Genomic DNA, 22,122 nt, shown 5'->3' on the forward strand with positions numbered 1-22,122 from the left:
GCCCGCCGGCACGACATGCGAGGATTTCGGCCGGGGTACGAGGTGTCGTACAGCTGACTGTGCACGTGAAGGGGTGGGCGATGGCCAGCAAGCCTCCGAAGAGCGATCCGGTCCAGGACGCACCGAAGGTCGCCGAGCCGAAGCACGCGGCCGCCGGGCTGCCCGCGATCGGGCACACCCTGCGCGTCGCGCAGCAGCAGATGGGGGTGCGGCGTACCGCGCTCACCCTCCTCAGGGTCAACCAGAAGGACGGCTTCGACTGTCCGGGCTGCGCGTGGCCCGAGCCCGAGCACCGGCACACGGCGGAGTTCTGCGAGAACGGCGCGAAGGCGGTCGCCGAGGAGGCCACGCTGCGCCGGGTCACCCCCGACTTCTTCGCCGCGCACCCCGTGGCCGACCTCGCGACCCGCAGCGGCTACTGGCTCGGCCAGCAGGGCCGCCTCACCCACCCCATGTATCTGGCGGACGGCGCCGACCGGTACGAACCGGTGACCTGGGAGCGGGCCTTCGACATCGTCGCCGAGGAGATCACCGCGCTCGGCTCCCCCGACGAGGCCGTCTTCTACACCTCCGGGCGCACCAGCAACGAGGCCGCGTTCCTGTATCAGCTGTTCGCCCGTGAGCTCGGCACGAACAACCTGCCGGACTGCTCGAACATGTGCCACGAGTCGTCGGGGTCCGCTCTCTCCGAGACCATAGGCATCGGCAAGGGCAGCGTCCTGCTCGACGACCTCCACCAGGCGGATCTGATCATCGTCGCCGGGCAGAACCCCGGCACGAACCACCCCCGGATGCTCTCGGCGCTGGAGAAGGCCAAGGCGAACGGCGCGAAGATCATCACGGTCAACCCGCTGCCCGAGGCGGGCCTGGGGCGCTTCAAGAACCCGCAGACCCCCCAGGGGATGCTCAAGGGCGCGGCGCTCACCGACCTGTTCCTGCAGATCCGCCTCGGCGGCGACCAGGCGCTGTTCCGCCTGCTGAACAAGCTGATCCTGGAGACGGACGGCGCCGTCGACGAGGAATTCGTCCGGGAACACACGCACGGGTACGAGGAGTTCGCCGCGGCCGCCGGCGGCGCGGACTGGGACGAGACGCTCGCCGCGACCGGCCTGACCCGTGAGCGGATCGACGAGGCCCTGCGCATGGTCCTCGCCTCACGGCGCACCATCGTGTGCTGGGCGATGGGCCTCACCCAGCACAAGCACTCGGTCCCCACCATCCGTGAGGTCGTCAACTTCCTGCTGCTGCGCGGCAACATCGGCCGCCCCGGCGCGGGTGTCTGCCCGGTGCGCGGCCACTCGAACGTGCAGGGCGACCGCACGATGGGCATCTTCGAGCGGCCCGCCCCCGCCTTCCTGGACGCCCTGGAGAAGGAGTTCGGCTTCGCGCCGCCGCGCGAGCACGGTTTCGACGTCGTACGCGCCATCCGGGCCCTGCGGGACGGCGAGGCGAAGGTGTTCTTCGCGATGGGCGGCAACTTCGTCGCGGCCTCCCCCGACACGGACGTGACGGAGGCGGCGATGCGCCGTGCCCGGCTGACGGTGCACGTGTCGACGAAGCTGAACCGTTCGCACGTGGTCACGGGCGCGCGTGCGCTGATCCTGCCCACCCTGGGCCGCACGGAGCGCGATCTCCAGGGCGGGGGCGAGCAGTTCGTCACCGTCGAGGACTCCATGGGCATGGTGCACGCCTCACGCGGCCGGCTGGAGCCCGCGAGCCCGCGGCTGCTGTCGGAGCCCGCCATCGTGTGCCGGCTGGCCCGCCGGGTGCTGGGCGAGCGCAGCGCCACCCCCTGGGAGGAGTTCGAGAAGGACTACGCGACGATCCGCGACCGCATCGCGCGCGTCGTCCCCGGCTTCGAGAACTTCAACGCGCGCGTGGCGCACCCCGGGGGGTTCGCCCTCCCGCACGCCCCGCGCGACGAGCGCCGCTTCCCCACGGCCACCGGCAAGGCGAACTTCACGGCCGCGCCCGTGGAGTACCCGGAGGTCCCCGAGGGCCGTCTGCTGCTCCAGACCCTGCGCTCGCACGATCAGTACAACACGACCATCTACGGCCTGGACGACCGATATCGGGGCATAAAGAACGGTCGTCGCGTGGTGCTGGTGAACCCCGAGGACGCCCGGGAGCTGAAGCTCGCCGACGGTTCGTACGTGGACCTCGTCGGCGAGTGGAAGGACGGCCTGGAGCGGCGCGCGCCCGGCTTCCGCGTCGTGCACTATCCGACGGCGCGGGGCTGCGCGGCGGCGTACTACCCGGAGACCAACGTCCTCGTCCCGCTGGACGCCACCGCGGACACCAGCAACACCCCTGCCAGCAAGTCCGTGGTCGTCCGTCTGGAACAATCGGCAACCGACTGAGCGTTTGCTCAGACACAGCGATCCACGACGACGTGATCCACGACGAACGGAGCCGGGCCCGATGGGCGAGCAGCACCCCGTGAAGTTCCCGCAAGAGGTCATCGACGAGTACGCCGCCCTGGGCGTCGACCTGCCCGCGCTGTTCTCCGCGGGCCACCTCGGCACCCGGATGGGCGTGCAGATCGTCGAGGCCTCCGCGGACCGGGTCGTGGGCACCATGCCGGTCGAGGGCAACACCCAGCCCTACGGCCTGCTGCACGGGGGCGCCTCCGCCGTCCTCGCCGAGACCATCGGCTCCGTCGGCGCGATGCTGCACGGCGGCATCACCAAGATCGCCGTGGGCGTCGACCTGAACTGCACGCATCACCGCGGAGTGCGCTCCGGTCTGGTCACGGGCGTGGCCACGCCCGTGCACCGGGGCCGCACGTCGGCGACGTACGAGATCGCCATCACGGACGAGGACGGCAAGCGCGTCTGCAGCGCGCGGCTCACCTGCGTCCTCAAGGACGCGCCCGGCATCTGACGTCCGGCGGCGCCCCTCGCCCGACGACGGACCAGGGGCGCGCACCCCCTTCCTGGCGTGCGCCCTGGCCGGGCCTGCGGCGCGCCGCCTCCTTGCGCGCCCCTCCCCACCGGCGGGCGCGCCCCTTCCCGCGGCGCACGGGTCGCCGCACCGGAGCGCACCGACGACGCACGCCGCCGGAGCGGATGAATCCGACACAACGGATGAATCCGACACGGCAGATGAGTCCGGCGGAGCGGATCGGCCTGATCGAGCCGATCGGCCCGGCGGACCCGATCAGTCCGATCGAGCCGATCGGCCCGCGGAGCGGCTCAGCCCGGGAAGCGCTCGGTGAACAGGGACCAGCCCTCCGGCCAGTCGTCCAGTCCCGACTGCGCGTTGATGTGCCCCTTGGAGCCGACGTTCACCAGCGGGGCACCCAGCCGTCCGGCGGCCGCCACGGCGTACTCCATGGATCCGTAGGGATCGTCCTCACTGGCGACGAGCACGGCCGGGAAGGGCAGCGGCTCGTGCCGGGGAGCGTCGAAGCCGACCGCCTCCGCGGGGAACCCGGGCCCGTGCGGATCGGGCATGGCGACCAGGAACGCCCCGACGACGCCCTCGTCGGCGTGGTCGACGGCCCACTCCGCCAGCACCGAACAGCCGAGGCTGTGGGCGACGAGGACCTTCGGCCCCGCGATCGAGCGGAGCGCGGAGTCCAGGTCGCGGACCCACGCGTCGCGGTCGGGCTCGTCCCACGTGTCGTGCTCCACCCAGACGCTGCCGGGGAGCCGACCGCGCCACAGGGACTGCCAGTGTTCCGGCCCGGAGTTGCCGATACCCGCGAGGAACACACAGGTCGCCGACCGTTCCATGCCCGCCTCTCGTGTGCGCGGGACCCGGCCGGCGGTCCCCCGCCGACGTCTTCGTGCGGAGACGGGGCTCGGTGCCCGGTCCGTCCGGCTCGTCCGCCGTTATAGCAACCCGGGGCGATCAAGGGCCAGCACCGCCCGCATGCCAAGACGGCTCGGCGGCGGGTGCGGCCAACTCTTCTCGCCGAGAGGACCATTGGCGGAGTCACCGGCTCCGGCTTAGCGTGAGGCATGACCGGCATCGGGCCCGTCGAGTCGTACCACCCCGATGACCCCGACGGCCCCCACCAGGACCCGCCACCCGACCTCCTGTGGTCGAACTCCGCGCGCGCCCACACCCGTTGGGATTCCCTGCCGCGCTCCCGGCAGCGTCTCGCCCAGGCCCTGGTGGTCACCGCGGCCGTCACCGGCGCATTCTTCCTGCTGCGCCCCGACCCGGCCACAGAGGCCACCCCGAATCCGTACCCCTGGCCGGCAGGCGTCACGAACGTGTACTACAAGGGCCGGGGGCCGGCACCCGCCACCTTCCGCTTCGAGGTCGACGTCTCGCGCGGCAGCCCGGTCACCGTCCATCAAGTGGGCGCAGGGCTGCCGGAGTTGGGGGCGGCCACGACACCCCGCCTGCCACTGACAGTGAAGGCGGGCTCGCCCCGGCTGATCACGGTGCGCATCTCCGTATACAAGTGCAACGCGCTGCCGCCGGCCCTCGACCTCCCGCACCTCGACCTGCTCCTGAGCAACAGGACCGCTCGGCAGCAGCAGAGCTTTCTCTTCGGCGGCGCCTACCCGCGGGACCTGTGGGCCGACCTGCACGCCGTCTGCTTTCCCAACCCCAGCTCACCCGCGCCCACTTCGTCCCATCGGGACACCCGCCGCCGCCTCATACGGCGGTAACAGTGGGTTACCTCTGCCGTAATGAAGCAATGGCCCGGCCGGGACCGTGTCCGGATCTCGCCCCACGGAAGGCCGCGGCGACCCGCCAGGTCTACCGGGTCCGGCCGACGCCATGAACCGGAACAGGGCGTTCTCAGCATGCGAACACACGGTGCCCCCGGACCGCGGTGCCCAAATAGTCCGATCGTCCGGCCCGCACCCACCGGGACAGCCCCCGCATAACAAGAGCGTCACAGCCTTCCCCGCGCTCCTCCCCATGCCCCCTACCTGCGCTTAGAGTCACGGCCAGTCACCGCGCCGCCGGGCGCGTCTGCTGCACGGCCTGTTTCACCCAGTACGGCCCGGCGAGACTCACGGCCCCCACCTTGGGGTGCCGCGCCAGGGAGAGGAATCAACGTGCGACACCGTTCTTTGGTCATACTCACCTCCGTGCTCACCACGGGAGCACTCACGCTGACCGCCTGCGGCTCGCGCGACGACGGCGGGGACAGCAAGGACAGCGGCAAGAAGACCGAGATCATCATCGGCGTCGACGCGCCGCTGACCGGCCAGAACTCGGCCACCGGCCTCGGTATCCAGGGCGGCGTCCAGATCGCCGTCAACGACGCCAACAAGAACAACACCGTTCCCGGCGTGACCTTCAAGGTCCAGGCGCTCGACGACAAGGCGATCCCGGCCCAGGGCCAGTCGAACGCCACCCAGCTCGTCCAGAACGACAAGGTCCTCGGCGTCGTCGGCCCGCTCAACTCCGGTGTCGCCACGCAGATGCAGCAGGTCTTCGCCACGGCCAACCTGGTCGAGATCTCGCCGTCCAACACGGCGCCCGAGCTGACCCAGGGCAAGAACTGGCAGACGTCGAAGTCGCGTCCGTTCAAGACGTACTTCCGCACCGCCACCACCGACGCCCTCCAGGGCGGCTTCGCGGCCGACTACGCCTACAACACGCTGAAGAAGCGCAAGGTGTTCGTCGTCGACGACAAGCAGACCTACGGTGCCGGCCTCGCCAAGCTGTTCAAGGCGGGCTTCACCAAGTCGGGCGGCAAGGTCGCGGGCGAGGACCACGTCAACACGGGCGACACGGACTTCTCGGCCCTCGTCACCAAGATCAAGAAGTCGAAGGCCGACCTCGTGTACTACGGCGGCCAGTACGACGAGTCGGAGAAGCTCACCAAGCAGCTCAAGGACGGCGGAGCCAAGATCCCGCTGTTCGGTGGTGACGGCATGTTCACCCCGACCTACATCGAGACCGCCGGCAAGACGTCCGAGGGCGACCTCGTGACCTCCGTCGGCCAGCCCGTCGACTCGCTGCCCTCCGCCGCCGAGTTCATCAAGAAGTACAAGGCCTCCGGCCTCAAGGGCGACTACGGCACCTACGGCGGCTACTCCTACGACGCCGCGACCGCCATCATCAAGGCGATCGGCAACGTCGTGAAGGACGGCAAGGTCCCGGACGACGCTCGCGCCAAGATCGTCGCCGAGGTCCAGAAGACCAAGTTCGACGGCATCGCCGGCCCCGTCTCCTTCGACGAGTTCGGTGACACCACGAACAAGCAGCTCACCGTCTACCAGGTCGTCGACGGCAAGTGGAAGGCCGTCAAGAGCGGCACGTTCAACGGCTGATCCACACTGCCGCTAGCACCATCCAAGGGCCGCGCGGCCAGACCACCCGTCACCGCGCGGCCCGCTTCATACGCCCTGCTCAACTCTCCCCACCACATGGAGGCCATGCGGTGAACACCCTGCCGCAGCAGCTGGCCAACGGGCTGTTCCTCGGCTCGATGTACGGGCTGATCGCCATCGGCTACACGATGGTGTACGGCATCGTCCAGCTCATCAACTTCGCCCACGGCGAGATCTTCATGACCGGCGGCTTCGGCGCGCTCACGGTCTACCTGTATGTCCTGCCCGACGGCACCACCATGTGGATAGCCCTCCCAGCGATGCTGATAGGCGGCGGCCTCGTCTCCGTCCTCATCGCCGTCGGGGCGGAACGCTTCGCCTACCGACCACTTCGCGGAGCACCACGCCTCGCACCGCTCATCACCGCCATCGGCCTCTCACTGGCACTCCAGCAGGCCGTCTTCAACTGGTACCCGAACGCGAAGAACGACCTCAAGTTCCCGCAACTCCCCTTCGGGCCCTTGCACATCGGTTCGGTCAGCATCCAGAGCGGCTCCTTCTTCGTCATCATCGCCGCCCCGATCTGCATGGCCGCCCTCGCCTTCTTCGTCCGTCTGTCGCGCACCGGCCGCGCCATGCAGGCCACCGCGCAGGACCCGGACACCGCGCAGCTGATGGGCATCGACACGAACCGCATCATCGTGGTCGCCTTCGCCATCGGCGGCTTCTTCGCCGCGGTCGCGGCCGTCGCGTACGGCCTGCGCTACGGCACCATCAAGTACGACATGGGCTTCCAGATGGGCCTCAAGGCCTTCACCGCGGCCGTCCTCGGCGGCATCGGCAACATCTACGGCGCCATGATCGGCGGCCTCGTCCTCGGCCTCGCCGAGACCCTGGCCACCTCCTACATCGACGGCATCCCGGGCATGCAGCAGCTCGGCGGCGGCGGCTGGTCCTCCGTCTGGGCCTTCGTCCTCCTCATCCTCGTCTTGCTGTTCAGGCCACAAGGCCTGGTCGGCGAACGCGTCGCGGACAGGGCGTGAGCACCATGGCATCCATCGACACCACGTCCCCGGAGCGCGGGCTGATCGCACTGCCGCAGGCCGCCGCCCGCGTCCTCGTCGCGGTCGGCGCCGTCGCCACCATCGCCAGTACGTTCATGTCCTGGACGTACACGGACGAATTCCCCGGGGACCTCACGTACTACGGCTCCCCGGCCGGTCTCCAGATCCTCGACCTCGTCGCGGGCATCCTCACCCTGCTGTTCGCGCTGACCCTGTGGAACGTGCGGGGCCTCGGCTGGCTCAACCCGTCGGGCGCCACGCAGCCCGTCGTCCTCGCGTCCTGCTCCGCCTTCGCGGTCAGCTGGTTCAGCGCCATCGCCATCGCCGTGGACCTCAAAGGCCTCGTCGCCCTGGACCCCGGCGCCTACATCACCGCCGTCGGCTCCCTGATCGCGGTCCTCGGCGCGCTCGCGCTGCCCAAGCCGGGCGACACGTTCAAGGACTACGTCACCAAGCCGGAGAACATCCCGCCGGCCGCCAAGCTCCCGGTCTGGGGCGAGCGCCTCGTCATCACCGGCGCCACCGCCGCGGCACTGATCATCTTCGCGTACGGCATCGGCGTCGACCCCGAGGCGAGCGAAACGTTCCTCGGCTATCTGCTGCTGGTCGTCTTCGGCGTCTGGGCGCTGATGACCGCGGGCCTCTTCGACCGGTTCTCCGCCCTCAACGCCCGCCACAAGGGCTTCGCCACCTCGATGGCGTTCCTGGCCGCGGCGCTGTTCCCCTTCGTCGAGAACAACGAGCACAACTCGAACCTCGGCGTGAACATCCTCGTCGTCGCCACCGTCGCCCTCGGCCTGAACATCGTCGTCGGCCTCACCGGTCTCCTCGACCTCGGTTACGTCGCCTTCCTCGGTGTCGGCGCCTACGCCGCGGCCCTCGTCTCCGGCTCGGAGTTCTCCCGCTTCTCCGGCGTCCAGTTCCCCTTCTGGGCCGCGATGCTGACGGGCATGGCCGCGTCGCTCGTCTTCGGTGTCCTCATCGGAGCGCCGACCCTGCGCCTGCGCGGTGACTACCTCGCCATCGTGACGCTCGGCTTCGGAGAGATCTTCCGTATCTCCGTCAACAACATGGACGGTTCCTCCGGGCCCAACCTCACCAACGGCCCCAACGGCATCTCCATGATCCCGGACCTCAGCATCTTCGGGTTCAACTTCGGCAGCAGCCACGACGTCGGCGGGGTCACCCTCGGCCGGTTCGCGAACTACTTCCTGCTGATGCTGATCATCACGGCGATCGTGGTCGTCGTCTTCAACCGCGCCGCCGACTCCCGTATCGGCCGCTCGTGGATCGCCATCCGCGAGGACGAGACCGCCGCCACCGCCATGGGCATCAACGGCTTCCGCGTCAAGCTCATCGCCTTCGCGCTGGGCGCCTCGCTCGCCGGCCTCGCGGGCACCGTCAGCGCCCACGTCGGCTACAGCGTCAACCCGGCCCCGTACCAGTTCGCCGGCTCGGTGCCGCCGAACTCCGCCTTCCTGCTCGCCGCGGTCGTCCTCGGCGGCATGGGCACCGTCAACGGCCCGATCCTCGGCGCGTCGCTGCTCTACCTCCTCCCCGAGAAGCTCGGCTTCCTGAGGGAGTACCAGCTCCTCGCCTTCGGTCTCGCGCTCGTCATCCTGATGCGCTTCCGCCCCGAGGGCATCGTGGCCAACCGCCGCCGTCAGCTCGAATTCCACGACACCGGCCAGCTCGACATTCCGGAGCAGGCCCTGCCCGACACCACCGTCGGCGTCACGAAGGCAGGGGCGTGACCCACATGACCACCACCACAGCCCCCACCCCGGTGCTCGAAGCCAGCGGCGTCACCATGCGCTTCGGCGGTCTCACCGCCGTCCGCAGCGTCGACCTCACGGTCAACTCGGGTGAGATCGTCGGCCTCATCGGACCCAACGGCGCGGGAAAGACCACCTTCTTCAACTGCCTGACGGGCCTCTACGTCCCCACCGAGGGCAAGGTCGCGTACAAGGGCAAGGTCCTCCCGCCCAAGCCCCACCTGGTCACCAGCGCGGGCATCGCCCGTACCTTCCAGAACATCCGGCTGTTCGCCAACATGACCGTTCTGGAGAACGTGCTCGTGGGCCGGCACACCCGGACGAAGGAAGGCCTCTGGTCCGCGCTCCTGCGCGGTCCGGGCTTCCGCAAGGCCGAGGCCGCGTCCCGTGAACGCGCCATGGAGCTGCTGGAGTTCATCGGCCTCGACCACAAGGCCGACCATCTCTCCCGCAACCTCCCCTACGGCGAGCAGCGCAAGCTGGAGATCGCCCGCGCCATGGCGAGCGACCCGGGCCTGCTGCTCCTCGACGAGCCGACCGCGGGCATGAACCCGCAGGAGACGCGGGCGACGGAGGAACTCGTCTTCGCCATCCGTGACCGGGGCATCGCCGTGCTCGTCATCGAGCACGACATGCGCTTCATCTTCAACCTGAGCGACCGCGTCGCCTGTCTCGTCCAGGGCGAGAAGCTCGTCGAGGGCACGTCGGAGGTCGTCCAGGGCGACGAGCGCGTCATCGCCGCCTACCTCGGTACGCCGTTCGAGGGCGCCCCCGGCGACGAGGAGGCCGCGGAGGTCGAGGCCGCCGAAGCCGGAGCCGCCGAGGCCGCCGAGGCCGCCGAGGCGTCGAGCAGCACCAGCAAGGAAGGAACCGCCCAGTGACCGCACTGCTGGAGGTCGAGGACCTCAAGGTCGCCTACGGCAAGATCGAGGCCGTCAAGGGCATCTCCTTCACCGTCGAAGCCGGTCAGATCGTCACCCTCATCGGCACCAACGGTGCCGGCAAGACGACGACTCTGCGTACCCTCTCCGGGCTCCTCAAGCCCAGCGGCGGGCGCATCCTCTTCGACGGTCAGCCCCTCGCCAATGTCCCCGCTCACAAGATCGTCGCCCTCGGACTCGCCCACTCCCCCGAGGGCCGGCACATCTTCCCCCGTCTGACCATCGCGGAGAACCTCCAGCTCGGAGCGTTCCTGCGGAGCGACAAGGCGGGCATCGAGAAGGACATCCAGCGGGCCTACGACCTGTTCCCCATCCTGGGCGAGCGGCGCAAGCAGGCCGCGGGAACCCTCTCGGGCGGTGAGCAGCAGATGCTGGCGATGGGCCGGGCGCTGATGTCCCAGCCCAAGCTGCTCATGCTGGACGAGCCGTCCATGGGCCTCTCGCCGATCATGATGCAGAAGATCATGTCGACGATCGCCGAGCTGAAGGCCGCCGGCACGACGATCCTGCTCGTCGAGCAGAACGCCCAGGCGGCGCTCTCGCTCGCCGACCAGGGGCACGTCATGGAGGTCGGCAGCATCGTCCTCTCCGGCACCGGTCAGGACCTGCTGCACGACGAGTCCGTGCGGAAGGCGTACCTGGGCGAGGACTGAGGCACCCCGCCCGGCACGTCCCCGGACGCGCGAAGAGGCCCGCACCCCTCGGGGTGCGGGCCTCTCGCGTGTGCCCGGTACGGGCTCCGCTCGCCGCGTGCCCGGCCGCAGGGGTGCGGCGGTGCGGCGGACTAGCCCTTCGCGGCCTTCTTCTCCGCGGCGTCCTGGATGACCGCCTCGGCGACCTGCTGCATGGACATCCGACGGTCCATGGACGTCTTCTGGATCCACCGGAAGGCGGCCGGCTCCGTCAGCCCGTACTCCGTCTGCAGAACGGACTTGGCCCGGTCGACGAGCTTGCGCGTCTCCAGCCGCTGGGTGAGATCCTCGATCTCCTTCTCCAGCGCCTTCAGCTCGGTGAAGCGCGACACCGCCATCTCGATGGCGGGCACCACGTCGCTCTTGCTGAAGGGCTTGACCAGGTACGCCATCGCGCCGGCGTCACGGGCCCGCTCGACGAGGTCGCGCTGCGAGAACGCGGTCAGCATGAGGACGGGGGCGATGCTCTCCTCGGCGATCTTCTCCGCCGCGGAGATCCCGTCCAGCCTCGGCATCTTCACGTCGAGGATCACGAGGTCCGGCTTGTGCTCGCGGGCCAGCTCGACGGCCTGCTCACCGTCGCCCGCCTCGCCCACGACGGTGTAGCCCTCCTCCTCCAGCATCTCTTTGAGGTCGAGTCGGATCAGTGCCTCGTCCTCAGCGATGACGACACGGGTCGTCAGCGGAGGCACGTGCGACTTGTCGTCGTCGGGCGCGTCTACGGGCTGGGGCGACTCGGGGGCGGTCACGGGGGCTCCTCGTTCAGGGCGCGGGTACTGCTCCCAAGAGCCTACCCAGCTGCGGTATGGTGGTCAGGCAGCGGGTCGGGGTAAACCTTCGATTCAGCGGGCCCCGGTAGCCCAATTGGCAGCAGGCAATGGATTCAAAACCCATACAGTGTCGGTTCGAGTCCGACCCGGGGCACTTTTCTTTCGATTCCAAGGTCGCCATCCAAGAGTGGATGTTTCCTTTCCCTTGAACATCCGCGCCTTTTGCGCGCGTCATGGCGATCAGTTCTCCGGCGCATTCGCCCCTGGTTCCAGGACATGACGGCCCCGCACCCCTGTCCGTGAACCGGGCTGTCCGCGCGTACCCGTTGGGGCTTCGTCCCGGCCCGGAACGGCACCGCCCGATCACCACCCGGCCGCGACGTCGGGGTACACCGACGGGCCCCTGGTTACGATTCCGCAGGGGCCTGTCGCCGTACCGCCTACTTGGGGCTGTCGTCCTCACCGATGTGGTGCACGCGGACCAGGTTGGTCGAACCGGAGACCCCGGGCGGCGACCCCGCCGTGATCACGACGATGTCGCCCTTCTCGCAACGGCCGTACTTCAGGAGCAACTCGTCCACCTGTTCCACCATGGCGTCGGTGGAGCCGACGTGCGGGCCGAGGAAGGTCTCCACGCCCCAGGTGAGGTTGAGCTGGGAGCGGGTCGCCTGGGCCGGGGTGAAGGCCAGCAGCGGGATCGGCGAACGGTAGCGGGACAGCCGGCGGGCCGTGTCCCCGGACTGGGTGAAGGCGACGAGGAACCGGGCGCCTAGGAAGTCGCCCATCTCGGCGGCGGCGCGCGCCACGGCACCGCCCTGGGTGCGGGGCTTGTTGCGCTCGGTCAGCGGCGGGAGCCCCTTGGCGAGGATGTCCTCCTCCGCCGCCTCCACGATGCGTGCCATGGTGCGCACGGTCTCGACGGGGTACTTGCCGACGCTCGTCTCGCCGGACAGCATCACCGCGTCCGTGCCGTCGATGACGGCGTTGGCGACGTCGGACGCCTCCGCGCGGGTGGGCCGGGAGTTGTCGATCATCGAGTCGAGCATCTGGGTGGCCACGATGACCGGCTTGGCGTTCCGCTTGGCCAGCTTGATGGCGCGCTTCTGGACGATCGGCACCTGCTCCAGCGGCATTTCGACGCCGAGGTCGCCGCGCGCGACCATGATGCCGTCGAACGCGGCGACGATGTCGTCGATGTTCTCGACGGCCTGGGGCTTCTCCACCTTGGCGATCACCGGGAGGCGGCGGCCCTCCTCGTCCATGATCCGGTGGACGTCCTCGATGTCCTTGCCGCTGCGGACGAACGACAGGGCGATGACGTCGAATCCGGAGCGCAGGGCCCAGCGCAGGTCCGCCTCGTCCTTCTCGGAGAGGGCGGGGACGGAGACGGCGACACCGGGGAGGTTGAGGCCCTTGTGGTCGGAGACCATGCCGCCCTCGACGACCGTGGTGTGCACGCGGGGACCGTCGACGGCCGTGACCTCCAGGCAGACCTTGCCGTCGTCGACGAGGATGCGCTCACCGGGCGTGACGTCGGAGGCCAGCCCTCCGTAGGTCGTACCGCAGGTCTGGCGGTCGCCCTCGAAGCCGTCCTCGACGGTGATGGTGAAGCTGTCTCCGCGTTCAAGGAGTACGGGACCTTCGCTGAAGCGGCCGAGCCGGATCTTCGGGCCTTGAAGGTCGGCGAGGATGCCGACGCTGCGGCCGGTCTCGTCGGAGGCCTTCCGCACGTGCTGGTAACGCTCCTCGTGCTCGGCATGGGTGCCGTGACTGAGGTTGAAGCGGGCTACGTCCATTCCGGCGTCGACCAGTGCCTTGATCTGGTCGTACGAGTCGGTGGCGGGGCCCAATGTACAAACGATCTTTGCTCGGCGCATGATTCGAGCCTAGGCCTTACCGGCGGGTAGAGAATTGGTCGCGTGTGACTACTCAACAACGCTTGCGTGAAGCGTTATTGACAAGTGTTGAATTGTGCGCCGGGGCGCTCCGATGAGCATTCGGAAGCGCCCCGGAACAATTCGAGGGATCCGTCGCCCCTCTATTCGAAATACCGGACCATCGGCGGTCACAACCGCGGCGGCGCCATCGTGAAGCGGGCGTTGACCTGGGCGTAGACGTGCTGGCGCTGCGGTTCGAGGTCGAGGGGCGCGGCTTCCTCGTCCGCGGACGCGGCGTACACGGACCGTGAGCGCGCGGCGCCGGCGAGACCGTACGGCTGGACGTTCTCCGCGCCGATGTCCGCCAGTTCCACCAGGGCCGTAAGGGTGGTGCCGAGTGCCTCCGCGTACTCGCGGGCGCGCTGCACGGCCTCGCGGACCGCCTGCTGCCTGGCCCTGCGGTGTTCGGGCGAATCCGGGCGCAGGGCCCACCAGGGGCCGTCGACACGGGTGATCTGGAGGTCCGCCAGTCGTGTGGTGAGCTCGCCGAGCGCGGTGAAGTCGGTGAGTTCGGCGTCGATCCGGACACGGCCGACGTAGGCGTGGACGCGTTCGCCGCGGCCGTGCCGGGTCAGTTCCGGGGCGATGGAGAACCCGCCGGTCTCCACGCGCTCGACGGCGTCGCCGTAGGACTTCACCAGGTCGAGTGCGGCGGCGTTGCGGCGGGTGAGGTCGGCGAGCGCCTCCTGCCGGTCCTTGCCGCGCGCGGCGACGGTGACGCCGATCCGGGCGATCTCCGGGTCGACCTCCAGGTGGGCCTCGCCGCGCACGGCGATGCGCGGGGACTCGGGCGTCCTGTACGGGACGGCGAGTTGGGGTTCTTCCGGGGTGGAGTCTGCATTGGGGGCCATACGTCCCACTCTGTCACCGAGGCGGCCGGTTGTGGCGCCCACAGGTCATCAGAAAGAAACCTCACGGACCTGTTGCCGCCGTGACGCGTGGGCCAGAATCTACGCGCGTCGTCGACCCATTTCCTAGGAGCCACAGACATGCCGTTGAACCGCAGGAAGTTCCTCAAGAAGTCCGCCGTGACGGGTGCGGGCGTCGCGCTCGCCGGTACGGCGGCGGCTCCGGCGGCGCAGGCCGCCGAGACCAAGGGCGGCAAGAAGCCCAAGCGGTACTCCCTGACGGTGATGGGCACGACGGACCTGCACGGCCACGTCTTCAACTGGGACTACTTCAAGGACGCGAAGTACAAGGACGCGGCGGGCAACGCCCAGGGCCTGTCCCGGATCTCGACGCTGGTGAACCAGATCCGCGAGGAGAAGGGCCGCTGCAACACGCTCCTCCTCGACGCGGGCGACACCATTCAGGGCACCCCGCTGACGTACTACTACGCGAAGGTCGACCCGATCACCGCCAAGGGCGGTCCGGTGCACCCGATGGCGCAGGCGATGAACGCGATCGGCTACGACGCGGCGGCCCTCGGCAACCACGAGTTCAACTACGGCATCGAGACGCTGCGGAAGTTCGAGTCGCAGTGCCACTTCCCGCTGCTCGGCGCCAACGCGCTCGACGCGAAGACCCAGAAGCCCGCCTTCCCGCCGTACTTCATCAAGACGTTCCACGTGCCGGGTGCCGCGCCGGTGAAGGTGGCCGTGCTCGGTCTGACGAACCCGGGCATCGCGATCTGGGACAAGGCCTACGTGCAGGGCAAGCTGACGTTCCCCGGCCTCGAGGAGCAGGCGGCCAAGTGGGTGCCGAAGCTGCGCTCCATGGGCGCGGACGTCGTCGTCGTGTCGGCGCACTCCGGTTCCTCCGGCACCTCCTCGTACGGTGACCAGCTGCCCTACGTCGAGAACTCGGCGGCCCTGGTGGCCCAGCAGGTGCCGGGCATCGACGCGATCCTGGTCGGCCACGCGCACGTGGAGATCCCCGAGCTGAAGGTCACCAACACCGCCACCGGGAAGACGGTCGTCCTGTCGGAGCCCCTGGCCTTCGCGGAGCGGCTGTCCGTGTTCGACATCGAGCTGGTCTTCGAGAAGGGCCGGTGGCAGGTCGAGTCGGTGGCGTCGTCGGTCCGCAACTCGAACTCGGTCGCCGACGACCCGAAGATCACCAAGCTGCTGAAGGACGAGCACGCGGCGGTCGTGGAGTACGTCAACCAGGTGGTCGGCACGGCGACCGACACCCTGACGACGGTCGAGGCGCGCTACAAGGACGCCCCGATCATCGACCTGATCACCAAGGTGCAGGAGGACGTGGTCAAGGCGGCGCTGGCGGGCACCTCGTACGCCTCGCTGCCCGTGATCGCGCAGGCGTCGCCGTTCTCGCGGACCTCGGAGATCCCGGCCGGCGAGGTGACCATCCGCGACCTGTCGAGCCTGTACGTGTACGACAACACCCTGGTCGCCAAGGTGATGACCGGCGCTCAGATCCGTGCGTACCTGGAGTACTCGGCGGAGTACTTCGTGCAGACCGCGGCCGGCGCGCCGGTCGACGTGGAGAAGCTCACCAACGCGAACAACCGCCCCGACTACAACTACGACTACGTGTCGGGGCTCCAGTACGACATCGACGTCGCGCAGGCGGCCGGTTCGCGCATCAAGAACCTGACCTACAACGGGGCCGCGCTGGACGACGCCCAGCAGTTCGTGCTCGCCGTGAACAACTACCGCGCGAACGGCGGCGGCGCCTTCCCGCACGTCGCGTCGGCCACCGAGGTGTGGTCGGAGTCGACGGAGATCCGTACGCGGATCTCCGAGTGGGTGACCGCCAAGGGCACGCTGGACCCGAAGGAGTTCGCCTCGGTGGACTGGAAGCTGACGCGGAACGGCACGCCCGTCTTCTAGCCCACGAGGCCTGTCCTCACCCCGGGTGGCCCGTTCTCGGGCTTCCTGCCGGCCGGCGGCGTCGGCGCGGAACTCCGCGCCGACGCCGTCGGTCTTCCGGCGGGCGGGCGGCGCCCCGGCCTATCGCCCGTCGACGAGCGGGGTGAGCGTCAGCTCGTCCCGGCGCGCACCCGGGACGTGCTGCTGCTCCAGTCCGAACGTGGTGAAGGCGGTGCGACCGGGCAGCGGGTAGGGGTCCTTGCCCGTGAGGGAGTTGAGGATGGTGGCGCTGCGCCAGGCGGCGAGACCGAGATCGGGCGCACCGACACCGTGGGTGTGGAGTTCGGCGTTCTGGACGTACAGGTGGCCCGTGACGGAGGGGTCGAGGACGAGGCGGAAGTGGTCGTCGATCCGGGGGCGCTCGGCGCTGTCACGGCGCAGGTAGGGGTCGAGTCCGGCGAGGATGCGGCCGAGCGGGCGTTCGCGGTAGCCGGTGGCGAGGACGACGGCGTCGGTGGTGAGCCGGGAACGGGCGCCCTGCTGGACGTGTTCCAGGTGGAGTTCGACCTTGGTGGTGGCGACCCGTCCCGCGGTGCGCACGGTGACGGCGGGGGTGAGGACGGCGTCGGGCCAGCCGCCGTGCAGGGTGCGGCGGTAGAGCTCGTCGTGGATGGCGGCGATGGTGTCGGCGTCGATGCCCTTGTGGAGCTGCCACTGCGCGGCGACGAGCCGGTCGCGGACCGGTTCGGTCAGGGCGTGGAAGTAGCGGGTGTAGTCGGGTGTGAAGTGTTCCAGGCCGAGCTTGGAGTACTCCATGGGCGCAAACGCCTCGGTACGGGCCAGCCAGTGGATCTTCTCGCGTCCGGCGGGGCGGTTGCGCAGCAGGTCGAGGAAGACCTCGGCACCGGACTGTCCCGCGCCGATCACGGTGATGTGTTCGGCGGTGAGGAACCGCTCCCGGTGCTGGAGGTAGTCCGCGGCGTGGATGACGGGCACGCCGGGTGCTTCGACCAGGGGTCTGAGGGGGTCGGGGATGTGCGGGGCGGTGCCGACGCCGAGCACGATGTTGCGCGTGTACGAGCGGCCCAGCGCCTCGGCCTCCCCGTCGGCGTCGAGCCGGCTGAAGTCGACCTCGAAGAGGGCGCGTTCGGGGTTCCAGCGAACGGCGTCGACCTGGTGGCCGAAGTGCAGTCCGGGGAGGCTGTCGGCGACCCACCGGCAGTAGGCGTCGTACTCGGCGCGCTGGATGTGGAAGCGCTCGGCGAAGTAGAAGGGGAAGAGGCGGTCGCGGTCCTTGAGGTAGTTGAGGAACGACCACTGGTTCGCCGGGTCGGCGAGGGTCACCAGGTCCGCCAGGAAGGGGACTTGGAGGGTGGCGCCGTCGATGAGCAGGCCGGGGTGCCAGTCGAAGCCGGGGCGCTGTTCGTAGAAGACGGTGTCGAGTTCGGCCAGGGGGTGGGCGAGGGCGGCGAGGGAGAGGTTGAAGGGGCCGATGCCGATGCCCACCAGGTCGCGGGGTGCTTCGGCGGCGGGACGCGGGGGGTTGGGCGTCTGGCTCATCGCGATGTGTGTCCTTCCACCAGTTTCAGGAGGGTGGCCAGGTCGCCCGGCCGGGTGTGGGGGTTGAGGAGGGTGACCTTGAGCCAGAGGCGGCCGTCGAGAGCGGCGCGGCCGAGGACGGCGCGGCCCTCGTGCAGGAGGACGCGGCGCACCGCGGCGACGGAGGCGTCGGAGGCGCCCGCGGGCCGGAACAGGACCGTGCTGATGACCGGCCGGTCGTAGAGCTCGAAGCCGGGATGTGCGTGTATCAGGTCGGCCAGTTCGGCGGCATGCGCGCAGACCTGGTCGACGAGCGCGCCGAGTCCGGCCCGTCCCAGCGTGGCGAGGGTGACGGCGATCTTGAGGATGTCGGGGCGCCGGGTGGTGCGCAGGGAGCGGCCGAGGAGGTCGGGGAGGCCGGCCTCGGTGTCGTCGTCGGCGTTCAGGTAGTCGGCGCTGTGCCCCAGGACGGCGAGGTCGCTCGCGTTCCGTACGGCGAGGAGTCCGGCGGCCACCGGCTGCCAGCCCAGTTTGTGCAGGTCGAGGGTGACGGTGTCGGCGCGGTGGAGCCCGTCGAGCCGCGCGCGGTGCCGGTCGCTGAAGAGGAGACCTCCGCCGTAGGCGGCGTCGATGTGGAGGCGGGCGCCGTGCGCCGCGCACAGGTCGGCGATGTCGGCCAGCGGGTCGAGGAGTCCGGCGTCGGTGGTGCCGGCGGTGGCGGCCACGAGGAGGGAGCCGCGGGGGCCGGGGAGTTCGGTGAGCGCCTCGTCGAGGGCGGCCGGGTCCATGGTGCCGGCCGGGGCGGGCACGACGACGGGCTCGGGCAGGCCGAGCAGCCATGCGGCACGGTGCAGGGAGTGGTGGGCGTTGGCGCCGCAGACCAGCCGCACGCCCCCGCGGGCCTCGCGGGCGAGGAGGAGGGCGAGTTGATTGGACTCGGTGCCGCCGGTGGTGACGAGGGCGTCGGCCCGTCCGGGCGGCCCGTCGGCGCCCGCGTAGACCTCCGCGGCCAGGGCCGCGGTGACGAGGGCTTCGAGCGCGGAGGCGGCCGGCGCCTGGTCCCAGGAGTCCAGCGACGGGTTGAGCACGGTGGCGGCCAGGTCGGCGGCGGCCGCGACGGCGAGGGGCGGGCAGTGCAGGTGGGCGGCGCACAGCGGGTCGGCGGGGTCGGCCGCGCCTGCCGCCAGGGCGCGCACCAGGACGCGCAGGGCGTCGTCGCGGCCCTCCCGGGGCAGCACCTCGCCCACCGCGTCGCGCACGTGCCGCGCGACCGCCTCCGGGCCCCCGGCGGGCAGCGGGCCCCCGCGCAACGCCGCGCCCTCGCGCAGGGCGTCGAGGACGGCGTCGAGCAGTGGCCGCAGAACGCCGGGACCTTCGGGACCTGAGGCGAGGGGCGGCGTGCTCATGGGGTGTCCTCCGGTGGGCGCGCGGCGGGGCGATTCCCAGGGTGTACGCATTTCGGGTCGGCGCGCCCGTATGGGACAACGATCCGACCCGAAAGGGGGTACTGCCGTGCGGAGGAAATGTGTCGGGGCGGCCGGGGTGCTACGCGCCGCGGTCCGCTCCCAGACCGTACGCGCCCGCCGCCCCGGTCCGCCCGAGGGGCCTGCGCACCCCACCGCCCCGGTCCGCCCGCACGCCCTGCACGCCCAGCCGCCCCGGTCCGCCCGCACGCCCCGCCGCCCCGGTTCGCCCGGTGCTCGGCGCGCCTCAGGTTCCGGACGGGGCGGGAAGCGGCACGTCCGGCACCCGGGGCGCGGCACGTCCGGCGCCGCGCCCGGAAACGAGACGTCCGTGCCCGCCCTCGGAGGGCGGGCACGGATCGCCCGGGATCAGGCCTCGCGGACCCGCAGCGCCCGTGCGAGATCGTCGAGTTGGTCCGCGAGCTTGCGCCGCAGCGCCGGAATGGGCTCGGCGTCCCGCAGACATGCCTCGCCCAGCGCCAGCGTCCGGTCGGAGATCGCGTGCACGGGGAACGCCCAGCGTCCCGCCGCCTCGGCGATCGCGGGACCGCGGCGGGCGGCGACGGCCACCGCGTCCGGCCAGTACCGCTCGACGTACTCCCTTACGAGCTCGGCCTGTTCGGGCTGCCAGAAGCCCTGGGCGGTTGCGGTGAACAGGTAGTTGGACAGGTCGTCGGTGGTGAACATCTCCTCCCACGCCCTGCGCTTGGCCTCCGGGTCGGGCAGCGCGGCCCGGCAGCGGGCGGCGCCCTCCTGGCCGGTGGCGCTCGGGTCCTGGACGAGTTCGGCGTCGATGACGGCGTCGTCGACGGCGCCGAGCACGGCGAGCCGGCCGAGGATGCGCCAGCGCAGCTCCGGGTCGAGTTCCGGGCCGCCGGGCACGGTGCCCTCGGAGAACCAGGCACTGATGGTGTCGGGGTGGGCCGCGACGTCGATGAAGTGGCGTACGGCGGTCAGGCGCAGCCCCGGGTGGGACCCGTCCTCGGTGCGGCGGATCAGGTCGCGGCACAGGTCGGTGAGGCCGGCGAGCGCGGCGGGCCGCTCCTCCGCGGACACGAACCGGTCGGCGACCTGGGCGGCCGCGAACGACAGGACGCCCTGGACGAGGGCGAGGTCCGTCTCGTGCGGGAGGTGGGCGCGGGCGGCCTCGACATAGGCCATGGCGGGCAGTTCGCCGTCGCGCACGGCGTCCCGCAGGGCGTTCCACACGACCGCGCGGGTGAGCGGGTCGGGCAGGGCCGACAGGGAGCCGCGCACGGCCCGGAACGACTCGGTGTCGAAGCGGACCTTGGCGTAGGAGAGGTCCCCGTCGTTCAGGAGGAGCAGGGCCGGCCGCTTGCCGATGGCCACCGGCTCGGCCTGCGGGACGTCCAGTTCGAGCCGCTCGCGGAGGGTGAGGCGGCCTCCGTCGGACAGGTCCGGGTCGTAGAGGCCGACGGCGATGCGGTGCGGGCGGCTGCCGCGGTGCTCGACGGTGAGGGTGTGGCCGCCGTCGGCCGCCGCGGTGATCGTGGGCACGAGGGTGTCCACGCCGGTGGTGCGCAGCCAGGAGTCGGCCCAGGCGTGCACGTCGCGCTCGGTGGCGGAGGCGAGGTTGTCGATGAAGTCGGCGAGGGTGGCGTTGCCGAACTTGTGGCGGGCGAAGTGGGTGTTGATGCCGGCGAGGAAGTCCTTCTCGCCGAGCCAGGCCACGAGTTGGCGCAGGGCGGAGGCGCCCTTGGCGTAGGAGATGCCGTCGAAGTTGAGCATGGCGGACGCGGTGTCGGGGACGGCGTCCGGGTCGGGGGCGACGGGGTGGGTGGAGGGACGCTGGTCCGCGTCGTAGCCCCAGGACTTGCGGGCGACGCCGAAGTCGGTCCAGGTGTCGGTGAAGCGGGTGGCCTCGGTGAGGGTCTGGTAGCCCATGTACTCGGCGAAGGACTCGTTCAGCCAGATGTCGTCCCACCAGCGCAGGGTGACGAGGTCGCCGAACCACATGTGGGCCATCTCGTGGGCGATGACCATGGCGCGGGTCTGCCGCTCGGTGTCGGTGACGGCGGAGCGGTAGATGAATTCGTCGCGGAAGGTGACGAGCCCGGGGTTCTCCATGGCGCCGGCGTTGAACTCGGGGACGAACGCCTGGTCGTAGGAGTCGAAGGGGTAGGGCTCGTCGAACTTCTCGTGGTAGCGGTCGAAGCAGGCGCGGGTGACGTCGAGGATCTCGTCCGCGTCGGCGTCCAGGTGCGGGGCGAGGGAGCGCCGGCAGTGGATGCCGAAGGGGAGGCCGCGGTGCTCGGTGCGCACGGAGTGCCAGGGGCCCGCGGCGACGGCGACGAGGTACGTGGAGACCAGCGGCGTGGGGGCGGCCGTCCAGCGGCCGTTGCCGAGGTGCTCGGTGACGCCGTTGGCGAGGACGGTCCAGCCCTCGGGGGCGGTGACGGACAGCTCGAAGACGGCCTTCAGGTCGGGCTGGTCGAAGGCGGCGAAGACGCGCTGCACGTCCTCCATGAACAGCTGGGTGTAGAGGTAGGTCTCGCCGTCGGTGGGATCGGTGAAGCGGTGCATGCCCTCGCCGGTGCGGGAGTAGCGCATGACGGCGTCGACGCGCAGCTCGTGCTCGCCCGCGGTCAGGCCTTTGAGGGGCAGCCGGTTCTCGGCCAGGGTCTCCGGGTCGAGCGGCTGCCCGTCGAGGGTGACGGAGCGCAGCTCGGCGGGCTTCAGCTCGACGAAGGTGTCCGCGTCGGCGCGGGCGGTGAACCGGATGACGGTCCGGGAGTCGAAGGTCTCGTCCCCGCGGGTCAGGTCGAGTTCGATCCCGTAGTGGTGGACGTCGAGGAGCTTGGCACGGGTCTGCGCTTCGTCGCGCGTCAGTACGGACATGAGGACATGCTGCCTGATGGCTCCGACAGGGCACAGAGGTGGTCCGGTACGCGGCATATGCAC

At 70.4% G+C, this 22,122-nt stretch carries 16 protein-coding genes and 1 tRNA gene; 10 read left to right on the forward strand and 7 right to left on the reverse strand.

The features are described 5' to 3' along the window. The first annotated feature begins 80 nt into the window (after positions 1–80). Together ACSYGO_RS14375 and ACSYGO_RS14380 are read left to right on the forward strand one after the other, a co-directional pair. Entirely contained in the window at positions 81–2,360 is a 2,280-nt protein-coding gene (locus ACSYGO_RS14375; RefSeq protein WP_460386816.1) for an FdhF/YdeP family oxidoreductase, read from the forward strand. 61 nt (positions 2,361–2,421) lie between these two features. Next, positions 2,422–2,883: a PaaI family thioesterase gene (locus ACSYGO_RS14380; protein WP_426675959.1), complete on the forward strand. Its 462-nt coding sequence runs from the start codon at positions 2,422–2,424 to the stop codon at positions 2,881–2,883. A 311-nt stretch (positions 2,884–3,194) separates the two neighbouring features. On the opposite strand, the gene ACSYGO_RS14385 is transcribed toward ACSYGO_RS14380, so the two are convergent. After that, positions 3,195–3,737 carry an RBBP9/YdeN family alpha/beta hydrolase gene (locus ACSYGO_RS14385; RefSeq protein ID WP_426675958.1) on the reverse strand — a complete coding sequence of 181 codons (543 nt, stop codon included), beginning with the start codon at positions 3,735–3,737 and terminating at the stop codon, positions 3,195–3,197. Positions 3,738–3,965: 228 nt separating this feature from the next. Between ACSYGO_RS14385 and ACSYGO_RS14390 the strand changes: the two genes are divergently transcribed. The 6 genes from ACSYGO_RS14390 (at position 3,966) to ACSYGO_RS14415 (ending at position 10,681) form a co-directional block, all read left to right on the forward strand. Next, positions 3,966–4,628: a hypothetical protein gene (locus ACSYGO_RS14390; protein ID WP_460386817.1), complete on the forward strand. Its 663-nt coding sequence runs from the start codon at positions 3,966–3,968 to the stop codon at positions 4,626–4,628. Positions 4,629–5,024: 396 nt separating this feature from the next. Then, positions 5,025–6,248 carry a branched-chain amino acid ABC transporter substrate-binding protein gene (locus ACSYGO_RS14395; protein WP_199791461.1) on the forward strand — a complete coding sequence of 408 codons (1,224 nt, stop codon included), beginning with the start codon at positions 5,025–5,027 and terminating at the stop codon, positions 6,246–6,248. Between the two features lie 110 nt (positions 6,249–6,358). Next, positions 6,359–7,291, forward strand: coding sequence for a branched-chain amino acid ABC transporter permease (locus tag ACSYGO_RS14400; RefSeq protein WP_432176920.1), 933 nt, complete (start codon positions 6,359–6,361; stop codon positions 7,289–7,291). 5 nt (positions 7,292–7,296) lie between these two features. After that, entirely contained in the window at positions 7,297–9,066 is a 1,770-nt protein-coding gene (locus tag ACSYGO_RS14405; protein WP_432176923.1) for a branched-chain amino acid ABC transporter permease, read from the forward strand. A gap of 5 nt (positions 9,067–9,071) precedes the next feature. Next, complete coding sequence (locus ACSYGO_RS14410; protein WP_426675955.1) at positions 9,072–9,968, forward strand: ABC transporter ATP-binding protein; 897 nt, start codon at positions 9,072–9,074, stop codon at positions 9,966–9,968. Continuing rightward, positions 9,965–10,681, forward strand: coding sequence for an ABC transporter ATP-binding protein (locus ACSYGO_RS14415; protein ID WP_028803100.1), 717 nt, complete (start codon positions 9,965–9,967; stop codon positions 10,679–10,681). The genes ACSYGO_RS14410 and ACSYGO_RS14415 overlap by 4 nt, the downstream gene beginning before the upstream one ends. A 131-nt stretch (positions 10,682–10,812) precedes the next feature. Here ACSYGO_RS14415 and ACSYGO_RS14420 read toward each other — a convergent pair whose 3' ends face one another. Beyond that, a complete protein-coding gene (locus tag ACSYGO_RS14420) occupies positions 10,813–11,469 on the reverse strand; it encodes an ANTAR domain-containing response regulator (protein ID WP_426675954.1) in 657 nt (218 codons plus the stop codon). A gap of 100 nt (positions 11,470–11,569) precedes the next feature. Here ACSYGO_RS14420 and ACSYGO_RS14425 point away from each other — a divergent pair. Further along, positions 11,570–11,644: transfer RNA gene (locus ACSYGO_RS14425), tRNA-Leu, on the forward strand. 286 nt (positions 11,645–11,930) lie between these two features. Here ACSYGO_RS14425 and pyk read toward each other — a convergent pair. Further along, positions 11,931–13,367 carry a pyruvate kinase gene (pyk, locus tag ACSYGO_RS14430; protein WP_426675953.1) on the reverse strand — a complete coding sequence of 479 codons (1,437 nt, stop codon included), beginning with the start codon at positions 13,365–13,367 and terminating at the stop codon, positions 11,931–11,933. A 188-nt stretch (positions 13,368–13,555) separates the two neighbouring features. Beyond that, positions 13,556–14,278: an SIMPL domain-containing protein gene (locus ACSYGO_RS14435; protein ID WP_460386818.1), complete on the reverse strand. Its 723-nt coding sequence runs from the start codon at positions 14,276–14,278 to the stop codon at positions 13,556–13,558. Positions 14,279–14,416: 138 nt separating this feature from the next. Between ACSYGO_RS14435 and ACSYGO_RS14440 the strand changes: the two genes are divergently transcribed. Continuing rightward, positions 14,417–16,219: a bifunctional metallophosphatase/5'-nucleotidase gene (locus ACSYGO_RS14440; protein ID WP_460386819.1), complete on the forward strand. Its 1,803-nt coding sequence runs from the start codon at positions 14,417–14,419 to the stop codon at positions 16,217–16,219. 120 nt (positions 16,220–16,339) lie between these two features. Here ACSYGO_RS14440 and ACSYGO_RS14445 read toward each other — a convergent pair whose 3' ends face one another. From ACSYGO_RS14445 to pepN, 3 genes are all read right to left on the reverse strand, one after another. Then, positions 16,340–17,758 (reverse strand): lysine N(6)-hydroxylase/L-ornithine N(5)-oxygenase family protein, encoded by a 1,419-nt coding sequence (locus ACSYGO_RS14445; protein WP_460386820.1) that lies wholly within the window; start codon positions 17,756–17,758, stop codon positions 16,340–16,342. After that, positions 17,755–19,143 carry a pyridoxal phosphate-dependent decarboxylase family protein gene (locus ACSYGO_RS14450; RefSeq protein ID WP_460386821.1) on the reverse strand — a complete coding sequence of 463 codons (1,389 nt, stop codon included), beginning with the start codon at positions 19,141–19,143 and terminating at the stop codon, positions 17,755–17,757. The genes ACSYGO_RS14445 and ACSYGO_RS14450 overlap by 4 nt, the downstream gene beginning before the upstream one ends. Positions 19,144–19,569: 426 nt before the next feature. Further along, on the reverse strand, positions 19,570–22,059 hold the full coding sequence (gene pepN / locus ACSYGO_RS14455; RefSeq protein WP_432176592.1) for an aminopeptidase N: 2,490 nt from the start codon (positions 22,057–22,059) through the stop codon (positions 19,570–19,572). Positions 22,060–22,122 lie beyond the last annotated feature (63 nt).

It is taken from the genome of Streptomyces krungchingensis, assembly GCF_054729265.1.